23 protein-coding genes are annotated in these 23,757 nt (G+C 61.5%); 18 read left to right on the top strand and 5 right to left on the bottom strand.

From position 1 onward, the window contains the following. The first annotated feature begins 173 nt into the window (after window positions 1-173). The 8 genes from JMA46_RS05170 to nrdR all read left to right on the top strand — a co-directional run bounded on the left by JMA46_RS05170 (window position 174) and on the right by nrdR (window position 9,302). Window positions 174-464 carry a YggT family protein gene (locus JMA46_RS05170; protein ID WP_207344231.1) on the top strand — a complete coding sequence of 97 codons (291 nt, stop codon included), beginning with the start codon at window positions 174-176 and terminating at the stop codon, window positions 462-464. A 141-nt stretch (window positions 465-605) separates the two neighbouring features. Next, window positions 606-1,325: a DivIVA domain-containing protein gene (locus tag JMA46_RS05165; protein ID WP_207344230.1), complete on the top strand. Its 720-nt coding sequence runs from the start codon at window positions 606-608 to the stop codon at window positions 1,323-1,325. Window positions 1,326-1,491: 166 nt separating this feature from the next. Continuing rightward, on the top strand, window positions 1,492-2,046 hold the full coding sequence (gene lspA / locus JMA46_RS05160) for a signal peptidase II (RefSeq protein WP_207344229.1): 555 nt from the start codon (window positions 1,492-1,494) through the stop codon (window positions 2,044-2,046). Further along, entirely contained in the window at window positions 2,039-2,962 is a 924-nt protein-coding gene (locus JMA46_RS05155; RefSeq protein WP_207344228.1) for an RluA family pseudouridine synthase, read from the top strand. Before lspA ends, JMA46_RS05155 begins: the two co-directional genes overlap by 8 nt. A 235-nt stretch (window positions 2,963-3,197) precedes the next feature. Next, on the top strand, window positions 3,198-6,761 hold the full coding sequence (dnaE, locus tag JMA46_RS05150; protein ID WP_207344227.1) for a DNA polymerase III subunit alpha: 3,564 nt from the start codon (window positions 3,198-3,200) through the stop codon (window positions 6,759-6,761). Further along, window positions 6,761-7,297, top strand: a complete 537-nt coding sequence (locus JMA46_RS05145) for a hypothetical protein (protein ID WP_207344226.1) — start codon at window positions 6,761-6,763, stop codon at window positions 7,295-7,297. Before dnaE ends, JMA46_RS05145 begins: the two co-directional genes overlap by 1 nt. A gap of 106 nt (window positions 7,298-7,403) precedes the next feature. Continuing rightward, entirely contained in the window at window positions 7,404-8,732 is a 1,329-nt protein-coding gene (gene hisD / locus JMA46_RS05140; RefSeq protein WP_207344294.1) for a histidinol dehydrogenase, read from the top strand. Between the two features lie 93 nt (window positions 8,733-8,825). Then, entirely contained in the window at window positions 8,826-9,302 is a 477-nt protein-coding gene (nrdR, locus tag JMA46_RS05135) for a transcriptional regulator NrdR (protein WP_207344225.1), read from the top strand. On the opposite strand, the gene ppgK is transcribed toward nrdR, so the two are convergent. Both ppgK and map read right to left on the bottom strand, forming a co-directional pair. Next, on the bottom strand, window positions 9,292-10,086 hold the full coding sequence (gene ppgK / locus JMA46_RS05130) for a polyphosphate--glucose phosphotransferase (protein WP_207344224.1): 795 nt from the start codon (window positions 10,084-10,086) through the stop codon (window positions 9,292-9,294). The two genes, nrdR and ppgK, sit on opposite strands and share 11 nt — an antisense overlap. 46 nt (window positions 10,087-10,132) lie before the next feature. Beyond that, the gene (map, locus tag JMA46_RS05125) at window positions 10,133-11,011 is read right to left on the bottom strand and encodes a type I methionyl aminopeptidase (RefSeq protein WP_207344223.1); all 879 of its coding nucleotides are present in this window, start codon (window positions 11,009-11,011) and stop codon (window positions 10,133-10,135) included. Window positions 11,012-11,125: 114 nt separating this feature from the next. On the opposite strand from map, the gene JMA46_RS05120 reads away from it, so the two are divergent. Beyond that, window positions 11,126-11,299: an SPOR domain-containing protein gene (locus JMA46_RS05120; protein ID WP_207344222.1), complete on the top strand. Its 174-nt coding sequence runs from the start codon at window positions 11,126-11,128 to the stop codon at window positions 11,297-11,299. A 27-nt stretch (window positions 11,300-11,326) separates the two neighbouring features. On the opposite strand, the gene panB is transcribed toward JMA46_RS05120, so the two are convergent. Continuing rightward, the gene (panB, locus tag JMA46_RS05115) at window positions 11,327-12,259 is read right to left on the bottom strand and encodes a 3-methyl-2-oxobutanoate hydroxymethyltransferase (RefSeq protein WP_207344221.1); all 933 of its coding nucleotides are present in this window, start codon (window positions 12,257-12,259) and stop codon (window positions 11,327-11,329) included. A gap of 164 nt (window positions 12,260-12,423) precedes the next feature. Here panB and glnA point away from each other — a divergent pair, with 164 nt between their 5' ends. Both glnA and JMA46_RS05105 read left to right on the top strand, forming a co-directional pair. Continuing rightward, window positions 12,424-13,764, top strand: a complete 1,341-nt coding sequence (glnA, locus tag JMA46_RS05110) for a type I glutamate--ammonia ligase (protein ID WP_207344220.1) — start codon at window positions 12,424-12,426, stop codon at window positions 13,762-13,764. Between the two features lie 8 nt (window positions 13,765-13,772). After that, window positions 13,773-16,886, top strand: coding sequence for a bifunctional [glutamine synthetase] adenylyltransferase/[glutamine synthetase]-adenylyl-L-tyrosine phosphorylase (locus JMA46_RS05105; protein ID WP_207344219.1), 3,114 nt, complete (start codon window positions 13,773-13,775; stop codon window positions 16,884-16,886). Here JMA46_RS05105 and JMA46_RS05100 read toward each other — a convergent pair. Beyond that, the gene (locus JMA46_RS05100) at window positions 16,883-18,364 is read right to left on the bottom strand and encodes an arylsulfatase (protein WP_207344218.1); all 1,482 of its coding nucleotides are present in this window, start codon (window positions 18,362-18,364) and stop codon (window positions 16,883-16,885) included. The genes JMA46_RS05105 and JMA46_RS05100 overlap by 4 nt on opposite strands. Window positions 18,365-18,496: 132 nt before the next feature. Next, window positions 18,497-18,706, bottom strand: a complete 210-nt coding sequence (locus tag JMA46_RS05095) for a hypothetical protein (RefSeq protein WP_207344217.1) — start codon at window positions 18,704-18,706, stop codon at window positions 18,497-18,499. Window positions 18,707-18,827: 121 nt separating this feature from the next. Between JMA46_RS05095 and JMA46_RS05090 the strand changes: the two genes are divergently transcribed. The 7 genes from JMA46_RS05090 to JMA46_RS05060 all read left to right on the top strand — a co-directional run bounded on the left by JMA46_RS05090 (window position 18,828) and on the right by JMA46_RS05060 (window position 23,704). Beyond that, on the top strand, window positions 18,828-18,986 hold the full coding sequence (locus tag JMA46_RS05090) for a hypothetical protein (protein WP_207344216.1): 159 nt from the start codon (window positions 18,828-18,830) through the stop codon (window positions 18,984-18,986). Between the two features lie 280 nt (window positions 18,987-19,266). Next, window positions 19,267-20,730, top strand: a complete 1,464-nt coding sequence (locus JMA46_RS05085) for an amino acid ABC transporter substrate-binding protein/permease (RefSeq protein WP_210768565.1) — start codon at window positions 19,267-19,269, stop codon at window positions 20,728-20,730. Continuing rightward, on the top strand, window positions 20,727-21,467 hold the full coding sequence (locus JMA46_RS05080; RefSeq protein WP_207344215.1) for an amino acid ABC transporter ATP-binding protein: 741 nt from the start codon (window positions 20,727-20,729) through the stop codon (window positions 21,465-21,467). The genes JMA46_RS05085 and JMA46_RS05080 overlap by 4 nt, the downstream gene beginning before the upstream one ends. Window positions 21,468-21,605: 138 nt before the next feature. Then, entirely contained in the window at window positions 21,606-22,517 is a 912-nt protein-coding gene (locus JMA46_RS05075) for a glutaminase (RefSeq protein ID WP_207344214.1), read from the top strand. Next, window positions 22,514-23,113, top strand: a complete 600-nt coding sequence (locus tag JMA46_RS05070) for a GNAT family N-acetyltransferase (protein ID WP_247647066.1) — start codon at window positions 22,514-22,516, stop codon at window positions 23,111-23,113. Before JMA46_RS05075 ends, JMA46_RS05070 begins: the two co-directional genes overlap by 4 nt. Before the next feature lie 125 nt (window positions 23,114-23,238). Continuing rightward, window positions 23,239-23,424, top strand: a complete 186-nt coding sequence (locus JMA46_RS05065) for a CsbD family protein (RefSeq protein ID WP_207344212.1) — start codon at window positions 23,239-23,241, stop codon at window positions 23,422-23,424. Window positions 23,425-23,545: 121 nt separating this feature from the next. Next, on the top strand, window positions 23,546-23,704 hold the full coding sequence (locus tag JMA46_RS05060; protein WP_207344302.1) for a hypothetical protein: 159 nt from the start codon (window positions 23,546-23,548) through the stop codon (window positions 23,702-23,704). Window positions 23,705-23,757: the final 53 nt, after the last annotated feature.

Genomic DNA, 23,757 nt, shown 5'->3' with positions numbered 1-23,757 from the left:
CTCTGCAACGCTTCGTTTTAACTGCCCGGGCACTTTGTGTCCGGGCAGTGCGTTGTACGGAGTACTGAATGGATCTGCCAGCCAACGGGGAATCACTAAAACTGTCCTGGGGCTGGTCTATCCTTGTAGTCAAGGTTTCCATTTCCGCCACCTAACGGATTGAGTGCACGCGCGTGACAATAGTTTTTGCCCTTCTCTACCTGCTGCTGCTGCTGTACTTTCTGACACTTCTGCTGCGCATGGTGTTTGACTGGATACAGGTCTTTGCACGTGAATGGCGCCCCAAAGGGGTCGCTTTGATCGGTGCCTCGGTTGTCTACCGACTCACGGACCCGCCGCTGCGCAAACTGCGTGCCATGATTCCACCGCTGCGAATCGGCTCCATGGCCTTAGATATCGGCTTCCTTTTATTGCTGGTGGCCGTTGGCATAGGCATGAGTGTGACAAAAAGTTTAGTCAGCTAGCGCCGCGCCGTTCGTTTTCGCCAGAGAAAAGCTATATTGTAAAAAAGAGACCCCGGTGCGTGCTGACAGACATGTATTCGGTACCGCAGTCGGTAGGGCCTAGGCCGGTTCCAGACTCACTTAGACCAATGAGGTGACTAGATGGCGCTTACGCCAGAAGACGTTGTCAACAAGCGGTTCCAGCCGACCAAGTTCCGTGAAGGCTATGACCAGGACGAAGTCGACGATTTTCTTGACGAAATCGTCGTAGAGCTCCGCCGCCTGCATCAAGAAAATGACGAACTGCGCAAGCAGCTCGCAGATGCAGACACAGCAGGTGCTGCCGCTTCGGCGCCGGCGCCGGCTGCTGCTGCCGCTTCGGCGCCGGCCAAGGGCAAGGCGTCACCTGCAGCAGGCAAGTCCGCCAAGGTTGTTGCAGAGCCGAAGAAGGCCGAGCCCAAGGCTGTAGTGCCTGAGGCCAAGCCTGAGCCGGTCGTGGAGAAGGCTGCTGCACCAGCACCCGTTCCTGCCCGAGCATCCGCTGGCACCTCGGCTGAGACAGCCTCAGGCGTCATCGCGTTGGCCGAGCGCCTGCACGACGAATACGTCAACGCAGGTGTTGAACAGCGCGACAAGATCATTGCCGAAGCGCAAATCGAGGCCAGCACGCTGGTCAACGACGCCCAAGAAAAGAGCCGTAAGACGCTCGGTGCTCTGGAGCAACAGCGGTCGGTGCTCGAACGCAAGGTGGAGCAGCTGCGCGGCTTCGAGCGTGACTACCGTTCACGCCTGAAGACGTACATTGAAGGTCAGCTACGCGACCTGGATGCCCGCGGTTCGGTGGCAGCACCGGACGTCTCCGAGACCAACTCGGGCTCCTAGGCAAATACAGGAAGCCGGTGGTGCAAGGAAACTTGTCCCACCGGCTTCTTGCTGCTTAAGGCAGCCCCGAACTTCCAGCCGCTGACATGCCGGCCCCTGTGGTTGGTGCCGCAGCCAGCGAGCTTATGATGGAGGCTATCCCTTTGCCGCAACTACTGAAAGCACCATGAGCGAGAACTCTCTGCCGGACACGCAATCTGCCCCCGCCTCCAACCGCCGCACCTATTGGATCCTGTGGGCAGGTCTTGCCGCATTCGCCTACAGCTGTGACCAACTGACGAAGTGGTGGGTGACGTCCACCATGGTTGAAGGACAGAGCACCCCCGTGATCCCCGGCGTCCTGCAGTGGTATTACATTCGGAATTCTGGTGCAGCCTTCTCCATCGGGGAGAATTTCACCTGGTTCTTTACCTTGATCATGGCGGCGGTGTCCGTTGCCATCATCGTGCTGGCACGGCGCATCCGATCGGCCTGGTGGGCCATCGGACTGGGCCTTGTCCTAGGCGGCGCCCTAGGCAACCTGACGGACAGACTGTTCCGTCCGCCGTCGTTCGCCATGGGACACGTGGTGGATTTCATTTCCTTCCCCAACTTCGCCATTTTCAACATGGCGGACATGGCCGTGGTGGGCGGCGTGATTACCATCTGTTTGTTGACCCTGTTGGGCGTGCCGCTGACCGGGGCCAAAGCTGCTGTGAAGGATGTAAGTCTCGATGACTGAAACGTTCAACGTGCCCCACGACGTCGCCGGACGACGGGCTGACGCCGCACTTGCTGTGCTGCTGGGCATCTCACGCTCTGCAGCTGCACTGCTCTGCGTGGAGGGCAATGTCCTGCAAAACGGTGTGCTGTTGGGCAAGAGTGAAAAACTCACTGCCGGCGCCAGTGTGCAGGTCACCATACCCGAGCGCCGCGATCCGCTTGCCGTCGTTGTGGAACCCGTGGAAGGCCTCGACATCCTCCTCGACGACGATGACTTCGTGGTGGTGGACAAACCAGTCGGCGTGGCTGCACATCCGTCACCGGGATGGGTGGGGCCCACTGTGGTGGGCGGGCTGGCTGCCGCCGGGTACCGCATTTCAACATCCGGCGCCCAGGAGCGGGTCGGTATTGTGCACCGCCTGGACGTGGGCACTTCCGGTGCCATGGTGGTGGCCAAGACTGAGCACGCGTACACCGTCCTGAAGCAGGCTTTCCGCGAACGGACGGTGGAGAAGATCTACCACGCCGTGGTGCAGGGACTCCCGGACCCGTTGAAGGGCACCATCGACGCGCCCATCGGCCGCCACCCCGGCCACGACTGGCGCTTCGCCGTCATCGAGGACGGGCGTCCCTCGGTGACCCATTACGAAGTTCTTGAGGCGTTCGGGAAGGCGTCGCTGGTGGAAGTCCACCTTGAAACCGGGCGCACACACCAGATCCGTGTTCACTTTTCGGCGCTGCGCCATCCTTGCGCCGGTGACTTGACGTACGGGGCAGACCCGAAACTGGCTGCCGAGTTGGGCCTGACTAGGCAGTGGTTGCACGCCCACCAGCTGGGCTTCACACACCCGTCATCGGGGGAATGGGTGTCAGTGACAAGCCCCTACCCGCAGGATCTGGAGTACGCACTGGACCACCTGCGCGGCGAACACTAACCCCTACCGACGCTCCCGCACCTTCCGGGGTATTTCCTCTGACCCTCCTGCACCTTTTGGGGTGTTTTTCCCGGCGCTCCAGCACCTTCGCGTTGTGAGCTAGATCGTTGCCTCACGACCTGCAGAAGGGTCCGTGTTTTGACCCCGGAAACTGAAAGAGCGTCAGGGTTTGCTGCCCCGAAAGTGCAGGAGCGTTGGTGGGGGGAGGGTTTGGATTGGGGACTAGACTGGTCGGGTGGCTAGCTCATCGACTGACAGTTTTGTCCATCTTCACTCACACACCGAATACTCCATGCTGGACGGTGCTGCGCGCCTAACGGAATTGTTTGACGAGGCCAAGCGGCTTGAAATGCCCGCACTGGCCACCACCGACCACGGCTATCTATTTGGGGCCTTCGACTTTTGGCAAAAGGCTACCGACGCTGGCATCAAGCCCATCATCGGCGTTGAAGCCTACGTCACCCCAGGCACCGCCCGCACCGACAAGACCAGGGTGAAGTGGCGTACCGACGAAAGTCAGCGGAAGGACGACGTCTCCGGCGGTGGGTCCTACACGCACATGACGCTGCTCAGCTACAACAACCAGGGCATGCGGAACCTGTTCAGGGCGTCCTCGCTGGGCTCCCTCGATTCACCCATGGGCAAGTACCCGCGCCTGGACCGGGAACTGCTCAACGAATACCACCCGGGACTCATCGCCACCACCGGCTGCCCCTCGGGTGAAGTCCAGACGCGGCTGCGGCTGGGCCAGTACAACGAGGCCAGGGCGGCCGCCGCCGAGTTCCAGGACATCTTCGGGACGGAAAACTACTTCTGCGAGCTCATGGACCACGGGCTGGACATTGAACGCCGGGTCACGAAGGACCTGATGCGCCTGGCCAAGGATCTAAACATTCCGCTGGTGGCCACCAATGACCTCCACTACACCCACGAGCATGACGCGAAGGCCCACGAAGCCCTCCTGGCCCTGCAGTCCGGCTCCACCCTTGCCGAACCCACCTATGACCAGGGTGGCAAGCGTTTTGCGTTCAGTGGCAGCGGCTACTACCTGAAGTCGGCAGCGGAAATGCGCTCCCTCTTCTCCGAACTGCCCGAAGCCTGCGACAACACGCTGCTCATCGCCGAGCGCTGCGATGTCTCCTTCAACACCAACGCCAACTACATGCCGCGGTTCCCCTGCCCGGAAGGTGAAGACGAAACGTCCTGGCTGGTTAAGGAAGTGGACACGGGCCTGAAGTACAGGTACCCGGCGGGCATCCCCGACGACGTCCGCAAGCAGGCGGACTACGAACTGGACGTCATCATCAAGATGGGCTTCCCCGGCTACTTCCTCGTGGTAGCCGACTTCATCAACTGGTCCAAGGACCACGGCATCCGGGTTGGCCCCGGGCGTGGCTCCGGTGCTGGCTCCATGGTGGCCTACGCCATGCGCATCACCGACCTTGACCCGCTGCGCCACGGGCTGATCTTTGAACGTTTCCTGAACCCCGAGCGCGTGTCCATGCCCGACTTCGACGTGGACTTCGATGATCGTCGCCGCCATGAGGTCATCAAGTATGTGACGGAAAAGTACGGTGACGAGCGTGTTGCCATGATCGTGACGTACGGCAGCATCAAGACGAAACAGGCGCTCAAGGATGCCTCCCGCGTCCTGGGGCACCCCTTCAGCATGGGTGAAATGCTGACCAAGGCGCTGCCGCCGGCCGTCATGGCCAAGGATATTCTCCTCAATGACATTGAAAACCCGGAGGCCAAGCGTTACAGCGAAGCAGCTGACTTCCGCAACCTGATGAACACCGACCCCGAGGCGGCGAAGGTCTTTGAGCTGTCCAAGGGACTGGAGGGGCTGAAGCGCCAGTGGGGTGTGCACGCAGCCGGTGTGATCATGAGCTCGGATCCCATCATCGATGTCATCCCGATCATGCGCCGCTTCCAGGACGGGCAGGTCATCACCCAGTTCGACTACCCCACCAGCGAAGGCCTCGGCCTGATCAAAATGGACTTCCTGGGGTTGCGAAACCTCACGATCATCACCGACGCACTGGAAAATATCAAGGCCAACAAGGGCTTCGACCTTGACCTTGAGCGCTTGGAGCTCGACGACGCACCCTCCTATGAGCTGATGGCGCGTGGGGACACGCTGGGTGTCTTCCAGCTCGACGGCGGCCCCATGCGCTCCCTGCTTAAGCTGATGCGCCCCGATAACTTTGAAGATATTTCCGCCGTCCTGGCGTTGTACCGGCCAGGTCCCATGGGTGCGGACTCGCATACGAACTATGCGCTGCGCAAGAACGGCCTGCAGCCCATCACCCCCATCCACCCGGAACTGGAAGAGCCCCTCGCGGACATCCTGGGCGGTACCTATGGCCTGATCGTGTACCAGGAGCAGGTGATGTCCATCGCCCAGAAGCTGGCGGGATACTCGCTGGGCCGGGCCGATATTTTGCGCCGTGCCATGGGCAAAAAGAAGAAGTCGGAGCTGGATAAACAGTATGCCGGCTTCCACCAGGGCATGCTGGACAACGGCTATTCCGATGCCGCAGTCCAAACACTCTGGGCTATTTTGCTGCCGTTCTCCGACTACGCCTTCAACAAGGCGCACTCGGCTGCATACGGAGTCATCAGTTACTGGACCGCTTACCTGAAGGCGCACTATCCTGCCGAATACATGGCGGCCCTGCTGACAAGCGTTGGCGACGACAAGGACAAGCTGGCCCTGTACCTCAACGAGTGTCGCCACATGGGCATCACGGTGCTGGCCCCCGACGTCAATGAATCGGCGTTGAACTTCACCCCGATCGGCCATGACATCCGCTTCGGCATGGGCGCCATCCGCAACGTGGGCGCCAACGTGGTCAACGCCTTGGTGGAAGCCAGGACGGGTGCGGGCAACTTTGAGAACTTCCCCGACTTCCTCATGAAGGTCCCGGCCGTGGTGTGCAACAAGCGCACCATCGAATCCTTGATCAAGGCCGGTGCCTTCGACTCCCTGGGCCATCCTAGGCGGGCCTTGGCCATGATCCATGAAGAAGCCGTCGACTCGGTCATCACCATCAAGCGCAACGAGGCAGTGGGCCAGTTTGACCTCTTCGCCGGCCTTGGTGACGCAGAGCCTGAATCGGCGCTGGCCACGGAGATTCCCGACCTGCCCGAATGGGAAAAAAAGGACAAGCTGGCGTTCGAGCGGGACATGCTCGGGCTCTACGTCTCAGACCACCCGCTGCAGGGCCTTGAAGGCATCCTGAGCCAAAACGCCGACATGTCCATCACCCAGGTGCTCGCCGACGACGGCCCCTCAGACGGGCACATCTTCAGCATCTCCGGCATGATCACCAACCTCCAACGCCGCATCGCCAAGAGCAGCGGCAACCCCTATGCCCGCTGTGAGGTTGAAGACCTGGGCGGCTCGATCGAAGTCATGTTCTTCGGGCAGGTCTATGGGCCCATCGCTACAGTCCTGGCAGAGGACTTGATCGTGGTGATCAAGGGAAGGCTGCAAAAGCGCGACGACGGTGCCATCACCCTGAACGCCATGGAACTCTCCGTCCCCGACCTGAGTGAAGGCCTTGCCGGGCCGCTGGTGATCTCCATGCCGGAACACAAGGCCAATGAGCAGGTGCTGGGGGCGTTGAAGGATATCCTTGGTGACCACCGCGGCAACACGGAGGTCAAGATGTATCTCGCCGGAAACCGCGCCGTGAAGGTCATGAAGCTGCCGCTGCACCACCGGGTCAACCCCACCCCGGCGCTCTTCGGCGACCTGAAGGTCCTGCTGGGCCCCACCTGTCTGGAGGGCTGATGGCTGAGCACAGCGCTCCCAACCCTTCTACCGACCAAATCCGGAGCGGTGCCATGTGGCGCCGCGGCTTGGGCGGTTCGGCCATCGCTGGTGCAATAGGCGGGATCGTGTGGTGGCTCGCAGCCCCCACCGGTGCCTTCTATGGTGACGGCAAGGACTATGCCACCTGGTTTCCGCGTGATGCCACGCTGGCACTGATACTGATACTTGCAGGGGTGGTGACTGCCCTCGCAGCGCTTCGTGCCGAGCGCACCCGACGTCAAAAGGGCGACGGTGCGGCGGTGTCAACGGGCGCGTTTGTCCTGCTTCTGGCGTTGTGCGGCTTGGTGGGTTCCGTCATTGCCTGGCGCATGGGCGTCTTTGCGGGCGACCTCTTTGGAAATCCACCGTCGCCGCTGCCCAACCCCAGCATGGTGTTCTCGCTGCGGTCCGGCTCGGTGCTGTTGTTGTGGCCACTGGTGAGCGTGCTGATTGTATTCCTGCGCACCATGTACGCCTACAGCTTCATCCCGGCACGCGTAGAGGAACGCCCGTAGACACCGGCGTGGGCAGCAGCAGGTAAACTCAACTGTTGTGAGCAACCTTGAATCCACAGTATCCAGCCCGGAAAACGATGTAGCTGCGCAGAGTGCCGTTGTTGCCCTGCGCCGCACGGATTTGCGCGGGCGCACCTTGAGCCTGGCAGAGTTGAAGAACGCTGTGCCCCGCACGGCGCAGTCCACCGTCACCACGGCCGAAGCAGCCGTCCAAGGCATCATCGCCGACGTGCGCGGGCGTGGCCATGCCGCCTTGGCAGAGCTGGCGTTGAAGTTCGACGGCGTCGCCCAGGACCATCCACGGGTCCCGGCCGTGGCACTCGCCCATGCCCTTGACTCTCTTGACCCGCAGGTTCGCGCCGCTTTGGAAGAATCGATTGCCCGGGCCAAAGCCTTCGCCCAGGCCCAAAAGCCTGCCAATGTCGATTTCCAGGTCGCAGACGGGGCCGTGGTTTCCTCGCACTGGATCCCCGTGCGCCGAGTGGGCCTGTACGTGCCCGGCGGCTTGGCTGCGTACCCATCATCGGTCATCATGAACGTTGTCCCGGCCTTGGCTGCCGGCGTCCAGTCCGTTGCCTTGGCTTCACCGCCGCAAAAAGACTGTGGCGGGCTGCCCGATCTCACTGTTCTTGCAGCAGCGGCCCTCTTGGGCGTTGAGGAGGTCTATGCCATGGGCGGGGCCCAGGCCATTGCGGCGTTCGCCTACGGCGTGGCTGCCGGCAGCAGCGCCAACGGTGCCGGGGAGGCCATTGAGCCCGTTGACGTGGTCACCGGCCCTGGCAATATTTTCGTGGCCACCGCCAAGCGCCTCGTCAAGGGTGTGGTTGGCATTGACTCAGAAGCCGGCGCCACCGAAATTGCCGTGCTGGCCGATGAGACTGCCAATCCTGTCTATGTTGCAGCAGATTTGATCAGCCAGGCTGAACATGATCCCAACGCTGGCTCCGTCCTGGTGAGCACATCTGTGCAACTGGCTGACGCCGTCGAACGTGAAGTGGTGCGCCAGGCGGCGCTGACCACCCACCGGGAGCGGGTGACAACGGCGTTGAATGGCCCGCAATCCGGCATTGTTCTGGTAGATGACGTGGATCAGGGGGTGGCCGTATGCAATGCCTACGCCGCCGAACACTTGGAAGTCGTCACTGAAAACGCCGCAGCCGTGGCTGCGCGGATCACCAACGCCGGGGCCATCTTCGTGGGGGACTACAGCCCGGTGAGCCTGGGCGACTACTGCGCCGGGTCAAACCATGTGCTGCCCACCAGCGGAACCGCGGCTTTCTCCTCCGGGTTGAATGTGACGACGTTCCTGCGCGCAGTACAGCTCGTCAACTACAACAAGGAAGCGTTGGAGCAAGTTGCCGGGCACGTGATGACGTTGGCCAAGGCTGAGGGGCTGCCGGCCCACGGAGACGCCGTGGCGGTGCGCTTCCCCTGACGGCGACCCGCCGCGCACGCATAATTACACAATTGTTATTTGCTGTTTTCCCAGCCTAGACTGGGAAAACTACGACCCGAAGGGAGCATCTGAATGTATTGCCCGTTTTGTCGCAATCCCGACTCCCGTGTAGTTGACTCCCGTCTGTCCGACGACGGCTCGTCCATTCGACGCCGCCGGCAGTGCACAGACTGCGGCCGCCGCTTCAGCACCATGGAGACGGCCAGCCTCTCAGTCAGCAAGCGCTCCGGAGTTGCCGAGCCGTTCAGCCGCAGCAAGATCATCAGCGGTGTGCGGAAGGCCTGTCAGGGCCGTCCCGTGACCGACGACGACCTGGCCAAGCTGGCTCAGGAAGTCGAAGAGAGCATTCGGGCCAGCGGCGCTGCTGAAATCGAGGCCAATGAGGTGGGCTTGGCCATCCTCGAGCCACTTCGCCGCCTCGATGTGGTGGCGTACTTGCGCTTTGCCAGTGTGTATCAGGGGTTTGAGTCGTTGGAAGACTTTGAAGCGTCCATCGCCCGGCTGCGCAGCGGGAGTGCTGCACAGCCGGCTGTGGACGCTATTTCGTAAGTTTGAAGTGCACCGCTGCTTGAAGCGCGCCGCCCACAATGCCTGCATTGTTCTTTAGCTGCGCCGTGATGATCTTGGTGCGCAGGTTCAGCTTGGGCAGGTAGTCTTCGCTGCGCTTGGAAATACCGCCGCCAATGATGAACAGTTCCGGTGAGAACAGGAACTCCACGTGCGAGAAGTAGCGTTGCAATCGCACTGCGTATTCGTCCCAGTCCAACCCATCGCGTTGACGGGCGCTGGCGGAGGCCCTGCTTTCGGCGTCGAAACCGTCGATCTCCAAGTGGCCCAACTCGGCGTTCGGAACGAGCTTGCCGTCGTGGATGAAAGCTGAACCGATGCCCGTGCCCAGCGTGATGACCAGGACGGTGCCGTTGACACCCTTGCCGGCACCGTAGCGGGCTTCAGCCAATCCTGCGGCGTCGGCGTCATTCATGACTTGAACGTCGCGGCCAAGTTCCTTCGTGATGATCGCGTCCACGTCGGCGTCAATCCATGACTTGTCAATGTTGGCAGCCGAGAGTGCCACGCCGTGGGAGATGATCGCCGGGAACGTAATACCGATGGGGGAGTCCTTGCCGGGTGCCTCCGGGCGCGTCATCAGCTCGTCCACAATCTCCTTGACCACCCTCGCCACGGCTTGAGGAGACGAAGGGCTGGGGGTGTCGATGCGAAAACGACTGCCGAGCATCTCACCGCTGCTGATCTCGACTATTCCGCCCTTGATGCCGGTGCCGCCGATGTCGATGCCAATGACGTTTCCGCTGAAAGGGTGCTTCTTTGACATGAGTGCTCCAGTGGTAGAGGGATGGTTGTGGAAGAACAGGGAAGTGTTACGGAAGTGTCAGGACTTCTGCGCCACTGGCAGTGACCACCATGGTGTGCTCAAACTGTGCGGTGCGCTTGCGGTCGCGGGTGACAACCGTCCAGTCATCGGCCCACATGTCCCACTCGATGGTGCCAAGTGTAAGCATGGGCTCAATGGTGAACACCATGCCCTCTTCCAACACGGTGTTGTAGGCCGGGGCTGCGTCATAGTGCGGAATGATAAGGCCCGTGTGGAACGCTTCGCCGACGCCGTGGCCGGTGAAGTCCCGCACCACGCCGTAGCCGAAGCGCTTGGCGTAGGAGGCAATCGTGCGCCCGATGACGTTGATTTCACGCCCCGGCGCGACGGCGCGGATGGCCCGGTTCAAGGACTCCTGGGTGCGCTCCACCAGCAGCCGCGATTCCTCGTCGACGTCGCCGACGGTGAACGTCCAGTTCGTGTCGCCATGCACGCCGTTCTTAAACGCGGTGATGTCAATGTTGATGATGTCCCCGTCCTGAACGACGGTGGAGTCGGGGATGCCGTGGCAGATTACTTCATTCAGCGAGGAGCACAGGGACTTGGGGAAGCCCCGGTAGCCCAGTGTGGACGGGTAGGCTTGGTGGTCCAATAGGAACTCGTGACCAATCCGGTCCAGCGCATCCGTGGTGACACCGGGAACGATGTTCTTTCCCACTTCCACGATGGCCTGGGCCGCAATTTTGGAGGAAATGCGGATCTTCTCCAACGTCTCGGCGTCCTTCACCTCGGACCCCTTGAAAGGGGCTGGGCCTGCCTTGCCCACATATTCGGGGCGGGCAATTGAGTGTGGAACGAATAGCTGCGGGCTGATGGTGCCGGGAACAAGCGTGCCGATGGGTGCCGTAAGTGCTGTGGAAGACATGAAACCATCCTATAAGTTTTAGTCGGCGCTTGTGGTGTACCGGGCGCGGACCGGCCGGTCGGCCTAGGATGTCAACAGGCGAACAAGGAACCCTGCGCAGAGATGGAGAGCACCATGGCACAGTATTGGTACAACGTGGAAACGCACGAAGTGGAAAAGAACGCCCAGTCAGGATGGAAGTCCCTCATTGGCCCGTACGACAGCCGCGAAGAGGCCGAAGCGGCCCTGGCGAAGGTGCGTGAACGCAATGAAGTCGCCGATGCTTTCGACGAAGAAGATGACGCCTAACCAAGCGTACCTGGCAGGCCGGACGGGCTAGAAAGTGTGCTCGGGGCCGGGGAACACGCCGCTGCGCACTTCCTGGCCGTACTCCTTCGCGGCGTCAGCAAGAACAGTGCGCAGTTGTGCGTACTGCTTGACGAACTTGGCCATCTTTCCGGTCCGCAGCCCTGCCATGTCCTGCCACACCAACACCTGGCCCGTGGTGGAATTCCCTGCCCCAATACCCACCGTGGGCACGTCAATAGCGGCCTCCACGGCAGCGGCAGTCGTGGCCGGAACCATTTCCATCAACACACAAAACGCGCCGGCATCAGCCAACGCCACGGCGTCATCAATCATTGCCTGGGCCATGTCGCCGCGGCCCTGCACCCGGTAGCCGCCCAGCATGTGCTCGCTTTGCGGTGTGAAGCCGATGTGGGCCATGACGGGGATGCCGGCTTGGGTCAGCGCGCGCACGGTGGGGGCGTAGTAGGCGCCGCCCTCCATTTTCACGGCGTGCACCAGGCCCTCCTTCATGAGACGCACACAGGAAGCGACGGCCTGCTCCGTGGATGCTTCATAGCTGCCAAAGGGCAGATCAGCAACTACGAGGGCCCGCTTGGCGCCAGCTGTGACGGCGCGGCAAAAGATGATCATTTCATCGAGCGTGATGGGCAGCGAGGTTTCATTGCCCAAGACGTTGTTGGAGGCCGAGTCGCCCACCAACAGCACCTCAATGCCGGCTTCGTCGAAGATCTGCGCCGTGTACTGGTCGTATGCGGTGAGCATGGCAAACTTCTCGCCAGCCTGCTTCGCCGCGTGCAGGTGGTGCGTGCGGATCCTGGCCGCCGTGGCAGGAATTCCCGCAGCCTTGGCAGTAGCAGCGCCGGCGCCGTAAGGGGCTGCCAGTTCAGCAGGCTCTGCCGCTGCATCGGGAACTGCCGTTGCTTTGGACAGGGGGGAATCAGGGGTGCTCGTCGGTGACATGCCCTCCAGCCTATTACGAGTCCGGGTGCGAAGCGGGCAATGCACCGGGCACCGGGTTGAGTAGAGTATTCACAGTAGGAAATATTCCTGTTCGCAATCTTGCCCACCGCTTGTCCGGTATGCGGCGGCAGGGGGCCGGGCGGCAAAGAGAAGAGGCAGCGAGAATGAACCGTCAGCAAGAATTTGTGTTGCGCACCATTGAAGAGCGTGACGTGCGGTTTGTGCGGCTCTGGTTCACCGACGTCGTGGGCAGCTTGAAGTCGGTGGCGTTGGCCCCGGCTGAAGTTGAAGGCGCTTTTGAGGAGGGCCTGGGCTTTGATGGTTCCTCCATTGAAGGCCTGGCCAGGGTTTTCGAATCGGACATGCTGGCCATGCCGGACCCTTCAACGTTTCAGATCCTGCCGTGGCGCGGGGCCACGGATCAGACATCGCGCATGTTTTGCGACATTCTCACGCCCGACGGCGAGCCCTCCACCGCTGACCCGCGCAACGTTCTCAAGCGCACGCTGGAGAAGGCCGCGGACATGGGCTTCACCTGCTACACCCACCCGGAGATTGAGTTCTACCTGCTGAAGTCGGACCAGCCGGGGCCGGACGGCATCCCAGTGCCCGTTGACCATGCCGGCTACTTTGATCACGTGCCCGGTGGTGTGGCGCAGGATTTCCGCCGCACTGCGGTGACGATGCTTGAAAATGTTGGGATCTCCGTGGAGTTCAGCCACCACGAGGGCGGTCCGGGCCAGAACGAGATCGACCTGCGCTACGCCGATGCCCTGCAGACGGCGGATAACATCATGACGTTCCGCACGGTGATCCGGGAGGTGGCCATCCAGCAGGACACGTACGCCACGTTCATGCCCAAGCCATTCTCCGATCATCCTGGTTCAGGCATGCACACCCACTTCTCCTTGTTTGAAGGCGACAGCAACGCCTTCCATGAGCCGGGGGCCGAATACCAGCTTTCCAAGACGGCCCGGCAGTTCATGGCCGGAATCCTCCGCCATGCACCGGAATTCACGGCTGTTACCAACCAGTTTGTGAATTCCTACAAGCGACTGTGGGGTGGCGGGGAAGCACCCAGTTATGTGTCGTGGGGACACAACAACCGTTCGGCACTGATGCGCGTGCCACTGTACAAACCGGGCAAGGGCCAGGCTGCCCGGCTTGAATACCGGGGCATTGACTCCGGCGCCAACCCCTACCTCGCCTATTCCGTGCTGCTGGGGGCCGGTTTGAAGGGGATCGAGGAAGGGTACGAGCTTCCAGAAGCGGCTGTAGAGGACATCAGCGCCCTGACCAGCGCTGAACGCCGAGCACTGGGGCACGACCCGCTGCCGTCCAGCCTGCACGACGCCGTGCGCCAGATGGAGGAATCTGAACTAATGGCGCAAATTCTCGGTGAGCAGGTCTTTGAGAACTTCCTGCGCAACAAGCGTGAGGAATGGCAGGAATACCGCCTCCAAGTCACGCCCTATGAAATCAACCGCTACCTGGGAGTGCTCTAGGACCTGCCATGAGCTCGCTGACCCGCACCCTCATCTCCCGCGGCTTCTCCGACCTGGAAACCTGCGAGAGGTTCCTGGGGTTTTCCGAACTGGCGGGGCTGGACCAGGCCTGGCTGCTTGATGCCTTGTCCGTAGCTGACAACCCCGACCTGGCGCTGCAATCGCTAGTGCGGCTGCTCAGCGCCGTGCCCACATGCGCTGACCGGTTGAGGGTCCTTGATCCGGACACGGGTAAGCAGGTCCCCAATGAGGCGCTGTTCAGGCTCTTGGGTGCCTCGGAGGCGCTGGCGGATTTTTTGATGCGCCACCCTGAACACCTTGACGTGCTCGACGCCGTGGCGTCGCCCGAGCCGGTTCCTCTCGATGGCGAGGTGCTGCGGGAGTCGCTTCTGCGCGCGGTGGGTGCGGACCCGGAGTCGGATCAGCCGGTTGCGGCACTCTGCGGAACCGAGGCGCGCATCGCCTTGCGGACCAAGTACCGCCGCCACCTGTGTGAGCTGGCGTTGCGGGACCTCGGCGCAGCTTCACCGCAGGCGGCCATGCCCATGGTAGGGGCCGAATTGGCGGATCTTGCCGCCGCCGCCGTGGAAGCCGCCCTGGCTGTGGCCCGCACCGAAGTGGGTGCTGCGGCAGGTGTGGAGAACGTGGCCGCCGTGCGCCTGGCCGTCATCGGCATGGGCAAGTGCGGGGCGCGGGAGCTGAACTATATTTCCGATGTGGACGTCATGTACGTTGTCGCCCTCAGGCACGACGGCGCACCCTCCACTGAGGGTGCCGACGGCCCGGGTGCGGGCCCGGGTTCGAATGCGAGACCAGCGGAAGGCATGGATGAGTCACAGGTGGCACGTATTGGCAACGCATTGGCCGGAGCCATCTCGCGCACCATCTATGCGGCCGAACGCGAGCCGGGCCTGTGGGAGGTTGACGCGAACCTGCGCCCGGAAGGCAAGGACGGGCAGATGGTACGGACGTTGGAGTCCTACCTGGCCTATTACCACCGCTGGGCACAAAGCTGGGAGTTCCAGGCACTTCTCAAGGCACGGGCCATGGCGGGGGACAAAGAATTGGGCGATGAGTTCGAGCGGGCCGTCGCACCACTGATTTGGTCCTCTTCGGAGCGGGACGGCTTCGTGGCAGCTGTCCAGGCCATGCGGCGGCGGGTCACGGCCCACATCCCAGATGCCGAATCGGCCCGCCAGATCAAGCTTGGCAGGGGAGGGCTGCGGGATGTGGAATTCACTGTCCAGCTGTTGCAGCTTGTCCATGGCAAGACTGACACGAGTCTGCGTGTGCGCTCCACGACGGCCGCCATTGACGCGTTGGTGAAGGCCGGGTACGTGGGCCGCACCGACGCCGCGCTGCTGCGTGAGCACTACACGTACCTGAGAGTGTTGGAGCACAGAATCCAGCTCGTGCAGATGCGCCGCACCCACACCATGCCCACCGCTCCCGATCAGCTTCGGGCGCTGGCCCGGGCATTGGCCGGTCCGCTCAGCGTGAAAAGGCCCAGTGCGGAGTCGCTCTTGGCGGATTGGGCCAAAGTGAAGCGTTCCGTCAATTCATTGCACAAACAGATCTTCTACCGCCCCATTCTGGCCAACGTGGCGAACCTCAGTGCAGAGGACGCAGCCTTGACCACCGATGCTGCAAGGGCACGCTTGGCGGCGCTCGGGTACCGGGACACGGAGGGAGCCGTTCGTCACCTCGAGGCCTTGACGGCAGGGGTCAGCCGCCGCGCAGCACTGCAGCGGCAGTTGCTGCCGGTTTTGCTCGGCTGGCTGGCCGACGGCGTGGATGCCGACGCCGGACTGCTCGCGTTCCGCCGGGTCAGCGACGCGTTGGGGACTTCACACTGGTACCTGGGCATGCTGCGCGATCACCAGGCGGCTGCCGAGCGGCTGTGCCACCTTCTCTCAAGTTCGCGGTTGGTCAGTGACCTGCTGGAGGTGTCCCCGGAGGCCACGGCGTGGCTGGGAAATTCCAAGGAACTGGTGCCACAGAGTTTCGCAAGCCAGTGGGCGGAGATTCAGCAAACGTTTGTGCGCCATGGGGAAACCCTCGAGTCCATCCGGTTGATCAGGCTCCTGCGGCAGCGCGAAATCCTGCGGGTGGCCATTGCCGACTCGTGCGGTCTGCTGGGTCAAGACCAGGTTGCCGAGGCGCTCAGCGACACGGACCGGGCCGCCATCCTGGGCAGCCTGATGGTCGCTGAAGCTGAGGTTCAAGCTGGTGGCCCTGCCTTGACGAAGATGCTGGTGGTGGCCATGGGGCGCCAAGGCGGGCGGGAAATCGGCTATGGCTCGGACGCGGATGTCTTGTTCGTGCACCGTCCGGTGGATGGCCTGCCGGAAGACCTGATGGACGAGGCGGGGAAACAAGCCAAGGCCATTGCGCAAAAACTGGTGTCGTTGCTGACGTCCCCGGTTCGCCCGGCCATCCAAGCTGAACGGGTGCTCAGTGTCGATGCTGATCTGCGCCCTGAAGGGCGCCAGGGACCTTTGGTTCGCTCGCTGGAAGCCTACCGGGAATACTACGCCCGCTGGTCATCGCCCTGGGAAGCGCAGGCGCTGTTGCGTGCCAGGCCCCTGGCCGGCTCAGACAGCCTGGCTGAGGACTTTGTGGAAATGGCCGACCCCATCCGTTATCCGAAGAATATTTCCGAAACGGACCAGCGTGAGATCAAGCGCATCAAGGCCCGCATGGAGGGTGAGCGGCTGCCTCGCGGTGCCGATCCATCCCGTCATGTGAAGCTGGGCCGGGGCGGACTCAGCGATGTTGAATGGCTGGTCCAACTGTGGCAGCTGCAGCACGCCCATGCCCATCCGGAGCTGCAGACCACGCAAACCCTTCCCGCCTTGCATGCGGCTGTCTCCATAGGCCTGGTGGAGGCTGCCGATGCGGAAATCCTTGAGTCAGCTTGGCGGTTGGCAGGAAAAATCCGCAACGCCATCGTCATGTGGACGGGGAAGAACTCCGACGTGCTGCCGTCTGCCCGGCATGACCTGGAAGCAGTCGCGCGTTGGTGTGGCTACGAACCAGGCCAGGCAGCCACTTTTGAAGAGGACTACCTGAGCCTGACCCGCCGCGCCCGCGGTGTCTTTGAGCACTTGTTCTATGGTTAGCCGGCCATACGGGCCCGGGCATGCGCGAGGATGGTGGTCACCGGCACCCCGGTGACCAGTTCGCCGTCGTGCACGAAGCCTTCCTCGCGATCCGTGAGGTCAGCGATGAGACGGCCTTTCCACAGGGCCAAAAGCTCTGTGTGCTCCGGCAGCGGGGCAAGGTTGTGCATTTCCTCCGGGTCGTCGTCGAGGTTGAACAGTTCCTCGGTTCCCCATGCCGAAGCCCACAGGTATTTTGTGTGGCCGTCGGTCACCCATTGCAGTGACTGGCCGAAGTAGACGTGCTCGCCATGCAGCCACTCCCTCCACGGCTCGGGTGATTCCCCTGCAGCTGAGCGCACAAATCTGGCCAGCGACTTTCCATCACAGGACTCGGGCACGGGGACCCCTGCCAAGTCCAGCAAAGTCGGCATGACGTCGCGCAGTTCCACCACTTCATCCACCACGGCCCCACGCAGGGCGGCTTCGTCGTTGGGTGCCGGGCATACAATCAAGGGCACACGGGCAGAGCCCTCATAGCCGACGGACTTGCGGTAGAAGTCGTGGTCACCGAGCATTTCGCCGTGGTCCGAGGTGAACGCCAACACCGTATTGTCCGCAAGCCCAAACTCGTTCAGGGCCTCAACGAGGCGCATGAGTTGGAAATCAATCTGGGTCATGAGGCCGTAGTATCCGGCGCGGGCCCGGTGTGTGACCGCCTCCGAAAGCTTGCCGAAGGCCAGCTGGTGGTTGCCGTCGGTGCGCACGGACTCATAGTGGTGTTCCCAATCGCCCAAGCGACGCTTGAAGGCGGGCAGGTCAACGTACATGTCCATTGCCCAGGCGGGCGGATCGTACGGCGGATGCGGGCGGTGGAAGGACAGATACAGGAAGAACGGGCGGGTGGGGTCACGGCGGTACAGCCACTCGACGGCCTGGCTCCCTGTCCACGAGGTGGGATGTAGCCTTTCTGCCTTGTCCCATGGCCTGGCCACAGTCGAATTGCAGCCTGCACCGTGGTCAAAGTACTCCTCGTCGGCGGTGACGCCCGGTTGGCGGCGCAGCCACGGGACATAGTCGTCAAAGAACTTGAAGTCTCGTTTGTGCTCCTTGCGGGCGAAGTGCAGGAAGCCGTCGTGCAGGATGACATCGTCAAAGCCCACCCGGCTGCGTTCAGGATAGACATGCAGTTTGCCGATGGTCTGGGTTTGGTAGCCGGCCTTGCGGAACTCGCCCTGCAGCGTGACGGGATGGACGTCGTTGAAGTTCACGCCTTCCTGGTAGCCAACCCGACCGTGGCGTTCCTGGGATTGGCCGGTAAACAAGGCCACGCGGGCGGGGACACACGTGGGTGTGGCTGAATAAGCGTGGCGGAAGCGGGCGCCCTTGCCGGCCATCTCGTCCAGATGCGGTGTCTGCACATACGGATGACCTTCCGCACCCAGCGCGTCGCCGCGCCATTCATCGGCACAAATAAGGATCACATTGGGCTTGTCCATTGGCTGCTTTCTTCGGGCCGCCACACAGCGGACATCATTCCGGAACACCTCCACGTTACTAGAGACGCAATTTCGAAGGGTGAAAACGGAGGGGCAAGTGGCTATGGATAGTGCAGAGCGCCAAATGTAACGTCAAGAGCCACTCAGGAAGAAGTTCCAATAGCACAAGAAGACGAGTTCCATGACGGGTTCGGCCAGTGGCCGGTGGCGTACATCCCGGCGGGTGGGGCGGACATGGTGGACATCGTCGCCGTGGCAGATGAGGTGGCCGCCGGGCATCGGGCCAGCGCCCGCGCCATGGAACTGTCGGTGGTGCCCGTACAGCCGATCAGCACCTCCCATGAGGGTACGGAGCTTCCATGGTGGCTGCGCTGGAGCGCGGCTATCGCGTGCTCATGCTCGACGGTCCCGGCCAAGGTGAGATGTTGTACAAGCGGGGGTGCCAGTGCGCCCGGATTGGGAGGTGGTGATCTTTGCAATCGATGACTATGCCATGAGCGTGGAGATCGTCGACCCGAAGAAGATCGTGCTCAGCGGCTGGACCCTTGGAGGCTATCTGGCACCCCCGGGCGGCGTCGCAGACTGCGGGCATTCATTCAGGCGTCAGCCCAGTTCACGCTGAAAGACCAGGTTGCCGACATTCGCTGCCCGGCCCTGCTGACATCGGCTGGACCGGACCCGCTGGGGGCAGCGACGAGGGCATTGCGAGATGGCGAATCGGTCATTGCTCAACCAGCGTGTACTTGATTGGCTCGATGACACGCTTGCCAATTCGTAGTGTCGGGATATGTGGCGCCTATCGCATGGTGGAAGCAAAACCTGTAACGTCGAGGAGTACTTAAAACGCCCCTCGTGGCACGAAACTCCATAACAAGGGAAACTTTATGCTAAGACGCCCACCCATGTGGCGGCGCAGAGGCGGCACGTTTGCCGCCCTCGCCGCCTTTTTCACGGTCGCCATCATGTTCTTCGGGATCGGCGGAGCGTCCGCGCTGGCAGTCCCCACCGCCCCCACAGATGTCAAGGGCAAGACGTTCGCCATCGCCACGGACACCACGTTCGCTCCGTTTGAATTCCGCGACGGCAGCGGCGAACTCGTCGGCATTGACATGGACCTGTTGCGGGCCATCGCCACGGAGCAGGGCTTCCAGGTTGACATCAAGTCCCTGGGTTTTGACGCGGCCTTGCAGGCGGTGCAATCAAACCAGGTGGCCGGCGTGATCGCCGGCATGTCCATCACGGACGAACGCAAGAAGGTCTTTGACTTCTCCGAACCCTACTTTGACTCCGGCGTGCAGATGGCCGTTGCCAAGGACAACGAGGACATCAAAACCTACAAGGACCTCAAAGGCAAAACCGTCGTCGCCAAGCGGGGTAGTGAGGGCGAGACCTTCGCCAACTCCATCAAGGACGAGTATGGCTTCACGGTCAAGGCGCTTGCCGACTCCGCCACTATGTACGACGACGTCAAGGCTGGCAATTCCGTGGCCGTGTTCGACGACTACCCTGTGCTCGCCTACGGTGTCAGCCAAAACAACGGGCTGAAGATCGTCACCGCGAAGGAACAGGGTAGTTCCTACGGTTTTGCCGTGAACAAGGGCCAAAACCAGGATCTGTTGAAGGCTTTTGATGCGGGCCTGGCCAATTTGAAGGCCAACGGCGAGTACCAGAAGATCCTTGACAAGTACCTGGCCAAGTCCGAGGTGCAGGAGCAGGGCGGCTTCTTCCAGCTCGTCAAGGACAGTTTCCCGGCCCTCATGAAGGGCCTGTGGCTAACCATGGTCGCCACGGTGCTGTCACTGGCCATCGCGCTGGTGCTCGGCGTCGTCTTTGGGTTCTTCAAGGTGGCCGAAAGCAGGATTCTGCGTGGCATCGCCACCACCTATGTGGCGATCTTCCGCGGCACGCCGCTGCTGGTGCAGGCGTTCTTCTTCTACTTTGGCCTGCCCCAGATGACGGGACAGCCCCTGAGCGTGCTCGCGGCCGGTGTCATCACGTTGAGCTTGAACGCCGGTGCGTACATGACCGAAATTGTCCGCGGCGGCATCCAGTCTGTCGACGCCGGCCAGTTGGAAGCCAGCCGCAGTCTGGGCTTGGGTTACGTCACCTCCATGCGCCGGGTGGTGGTGCCACAGGCGATCAAGATCATGACGCCGTCGTTCATCAACCAGTTCGTCATCACCTTGAAGGATACCTCTTTGCTGGCCGTCATCGGATTTGCGGAGCTGACCTACCAGGGCCAGCAGATCTACGCTACGAACTTCCGCACTGGTGAGACCCTGCTGATTGTGGCGGCGTTGTACTTTATTGTCATCACCGCCTTGACCCAGCTTTCCAACCTCGTGGACAGGAAGTTCAACAAATGAGCGAAAGCAACGCAAAAATCAGTGTCAAGGGCCTGAAGAAGTCCTTTGGTGCCAATGAAGTGCTCAAGGGGCTGGATGTTGACATTGCCGAGGGCGAGGTGGTGTGCGTTATTGGCCCCTCGGGTTCGGGCAAGTCAACGTTCCTGCGCTGCCTGAACAAGCTGGAGGACATCAGCGGGGGGACGGTGGCGGTCAACGGTTTTGACCTGACGGACCCCAAGGTTGACCTGAATGCCGTACGCCAGAACATTGGCATGGTGTTCCAGCACTTCAACCTGTTCCCGCACATGACGGTGCTGCAAAACATCATGCTGGCGCCAGTGGAGCTGAAGAAGCTGGACAAGGCCGCCGCCCGGGCCAAGGGCATGGAACTGCTCAAGCGTGTGGATCTCGTTGAGAAGGCCGATGCCCGTCCCGGTTCGCTCTCCGGCGGGCAGAAGCAGCGTGTGGCCATTGCCCGTGCGTTGGCCATGAACCCCGGCATCATGCTCTTCGACGAGGCCACCAGCGCCCTTGACCCGGAGATGGTGGGCGAGGTGCTCCAGGTCATCCGCGACCTGGCCGCCGAGGGCATGACCATGGTGGTGGTGACCCACGAGATGGGATTTGCCCGTGAAGTGGCAGATCGTGTCATCTTCATGGATGCGGGATACATTTGCGAGGAAGGCACCCCGGATGCCATCTTCTCCAATGCGCAGCAGCCGCGGTTGCAGGAGTTCCTGGCCAAGGTTCTGTAGCGTTTTTGGCAGGGGCCGGCACGACGGCTGGCCCCTGCCTTTTTTGACACACATTTTTTCAGATGAATTTTTTAGTACGGTTTTTTTGTTGGTACAGCTTTTGAGTACGACGCCGGCACAACAGTTTTGGAGCGCGCGATGGACATACAGGGGATCCTGGACGAGATAGTGGAAGACATTGGCCTGCTGGGCCGGCACGGCGAGGTGGCCTCCTACATTCCCAGCCTGGGTGAAGTTTCCCCGGACAAGTTCGGCATCTGCGTGGCAATGGCCGATGGTTCCGTGTATGGGGCGGGGGACTGGCTCACACCATTCTCGATTCAAAGTATTTCGAAGATCTTTTCGCTTGCCTTGGTGATGTCATACGACTATGACTCCATCTGGAAGAGAGTTTTTCGTGAACCCTCAGGCACCCCTTTCAACTCAATGATCCAGCTGGAGGCGGACCTGGGCATTCCCCGTAACCCTTTTATCAATGCGGGTGCGTTGGTGGTGACCGACAGGCTGCTGACCTTGACGGGGGACGCGGCAGCTTCGGTGCGCGGACTGTTGCGCAGCGAGTCCGGGAATCCCGAAGTCGACGTGGATGACGTGGTTGCCGCTTCCGAGGCGGACCACGGGCACCGTAACGCCTCCATGGCGCATCTGCTGGCCAGTTATGGCAATCTGGAGAATCCGGTGGAGGATGTGCTGTCGAACTACTTCAAGCAGTGCGCCCTTGAAATGTCGTGTGAGGACCTTGCCCAGGCCTCACTGTTTCTGGCCCGCCATGGTGTTTCATCAGGCGGCACACCGTTCCTGAGTCCGAACCAAAGCAAGCGCGTCAACGCGGTGATGCTGACGTGCGGCACCTACGACGCAGCGGGGGAGTTTGCCTACCGGGTGGGTGTTCCCTGCAAGGGCGGTGTGGGCGGAGGCATTGTGGCGATCGTCCCCGGTATTTGCTCGGTAACCGTATGGGGACCGGCGCTGGGACCCAATGGGAACTCCATGGCCGGCATTGCAGCCCTGGACCAGTTCACTGCCAAGACAGAATGGTCCATCTTTTGAGCACTTCGTTTTCGAACGGCAATGTTCATCTGGTGCCGTTGAAGTCCGTTGGCGAGGACGAACTTCAACGGCTGGTGGTGGCAGTGGCAGGGTTGTCGCTAGCGCCTGGCCAGGACGACTTTGTGGGGGAGCCTGCCGCCATGCTCGCAACAGCGCTGGAGGATACTGCTCGGCACCCCTTTGCCATCGTGACTGCAGCACCTCCCTCCACCGGCGTTGCGGAGAACGCGTTCGACGGCGGAACAGTGGTTGGTTTGGGGGTGCTCCACCTGGGTGCCGCCCTGGAGGCTGGCTGGCCGAACGCTGGTGGTGCAGTGCTCCTGCGTGGCTTCCTCATTGACAAAAACCGCCAAGGACGAGGGTATGGCTCGGGGGCCGCGGTGGCTGCCGTCGAACTGGCGCAAGAGCTGGTTCGAGCGTCCGGGCTGTCCGCCACAGGCCTTGTGCTGAGCGTCAATGAACGCAACCCCGCGGGTCTGGCCGCGTATTTGATGGCCAAATTTGTGGACCGCGGCCAGCATCTGGGCGGTCGATCCGGCTCGCAACGGATCCTCTACCGCGCCTTCGATGCGGAGACGATTGCCCATAACGGTTGAAATGCGAGGCAGTCTTCACTGTTCTGGCAATGTGGCCAGTGGGTCAACGCACGTTCAGGTTATTCTCAGGTTCGTTCAGTATCTTCGACAATGCAACCAGTTGGATTCATATTGAAGGAGGTCCCATGGGACTCGGAGATAAGATCAGCAACAAGGCAGAAGAACTCAAGGGCAAAGCCAAGGAAGCTGCTGGCGATGCAACAGACAACACCAAGCTTCAAGCAGAAGGTGCTGCCGACCAGGCCTCGGCGAAAGCCAAGCAGGCCGGAGAGCACGTCAAGGACGCTGCCAAGGATGTTTTTGACAAGTAGGCACTAAGAGCTGTTTGGCACCACTCAGGGGCCGGAACAAATTGTTCCGGCCCCTGAGTCGTTTAACGCGGTCGTTTAGCAGGTCTTGGAGTTTCCCCGTTGTGCATGTATATTTTTCGGCATGATGGGATTAATAGTTGCCTTACTTGTTATCTGGGTCGTCTTGGCCGTCTTGGGCTTTGTGGTCAAAGGCCTTGTCTGGCTGGCCGTTGTCGCAATTGTTTTGTTCGTTGCCACAGCTGCGATTGGTTGGGTGCGGCGGAACGTCACATCCAAGTAGTTCACAGCGTGGCATGAGGAAGGGCCGGAACGTAAACGTTCCGGCCCTTCCTC

Source organism: Arthrobacter sp. E3, assembly GCF_017353415.1.
In the GTDB taxonomy this organism is placed as follows: Bacteria; Actinomycetota; Actinomycetes; order Actinomycetales; family Micrococcaceae; genus Specibacter.
Note: the sequence above shows the minus strand (reverse complement) of the source record. Positions and strands in the feature narration are given on the sequence as shown.

Coding starts and splice junctions, on each gene's coding strand:
- JMA46_RS05075 (WP_207344214.1), top strand. CDS start 21,606: ATGGACATACAGGGGATCCTGGACGAGATAGTGGAAGACATTGGCCTG.
- panB (WP_207344221.1), bottom strand. CDS start 12,259: ATGTCACCGACGAGCACCCCTGATTCCCCCCTGTCCAAAGCAACGGCA.
- JMA46_RS05155 (WP_207344228.1), top strand. CDS start 2,039: ATGACTGAAACGTTCAACGTGCCCCACGACGTCGCCGGACGACGGGCT.
- JMA46_RS05060 (WP_207344302.1), top strand. CDS start 23,546: ATGATGGGATTAATAGTTGCCTTACTTGTTATCTGGGTCGTCTTGGCC.
- map (WP_207344223.1), bottom strand. CDS start 11,011: ATGTCTTCCACAGCACTTACGGCACCCATCGGCACGCTTGTTCCCGGC.
- ppgK (WP_207344224.1), bottom strand. CDS start 10,086: ATGTCAAAGAAGCACCCTTTCAGCGGAAACGTCATTGGCATCGACATC.
- lspA (WP_207344229.1), top strand. CDS start 1,492: ATGAGCGAGAACTCTCTGCCGGACACGCAATCTGCCCCCGCCTCCAAC.
- JMA46_RS05105 (WP_207344219.1), top strand. CDS start 13,773: ATGAGCTCGCTGACCCGCACCCTCATCTCCCGCGGCTTCTCCGACCTG.
- glnA (WP_207344220.1), top strand. CDS start 12,424: ATGAACCGTCAGCAAGAATTTGTGTTGCGCACCATTGAAGAGCGTGAC.
- JMA46_RS05065 (WP_207344212.1), top strand. CDS start 23,239: ATGGGACTCGGAGATAAGATCAGCAACAAGGCAGAAGAACTCAAGGGC.
- JMA46_RS05100 (WP_207344218.1), bottom strand. CDS start 18,364: ATGGACAAGCCCAATGTGATCCTTATTTGTGCCGATGAATGGCGCGGC.
- JMA46_RS05120 (WP_207344222.1), top strand. CDS start 11,126: ATGGCACAGTATTGGTACAACGTGGAAACGCACGAAGTGGAAAAGAAC.
- JMA46_RS05080 (WP_207344215.1), top strand. CDS start 20,727: ATGAGCGAAAGCAACGCAAAAATCAGTGTCAAGGGCCTGAAGAAGTCC.
- JMA46_RS05145 (WP_207344226.1), top strand. CDS start 6,761: ATGGCTGAGCACAGCGCTCCCAACCCTTCTACCGACCAAATCCGGAGC.
- nrdR (WP_207344225.1), top strand. CDS start 8,826: ATGTATTGCCCGTTTTGTCGCAATCCCGACTCCCGTGTAGTTGACTCC.
- JMA46_RS05095 (WP_207344217.1), bottom strand. CDS start 18,706: ATGGGAGGTGCTGATCGGCTGTACGGGCACCACCGACAGTTCCATGGC.
- JMA46_RS05165 (WP_207344230.1), top strand. CDS start 606: ATGGCGCTTACGCCAGAAGACGTTGTCAACAAGCGGTTCCAGCCGACC.
- JMA46_RS05085 (WP_210768565.1), top strand. CDS start 19,267: ATGTGGCGGCGCAGAGGCGGCACGTTTGCCGCCCTCGCCGCCTTTTTC.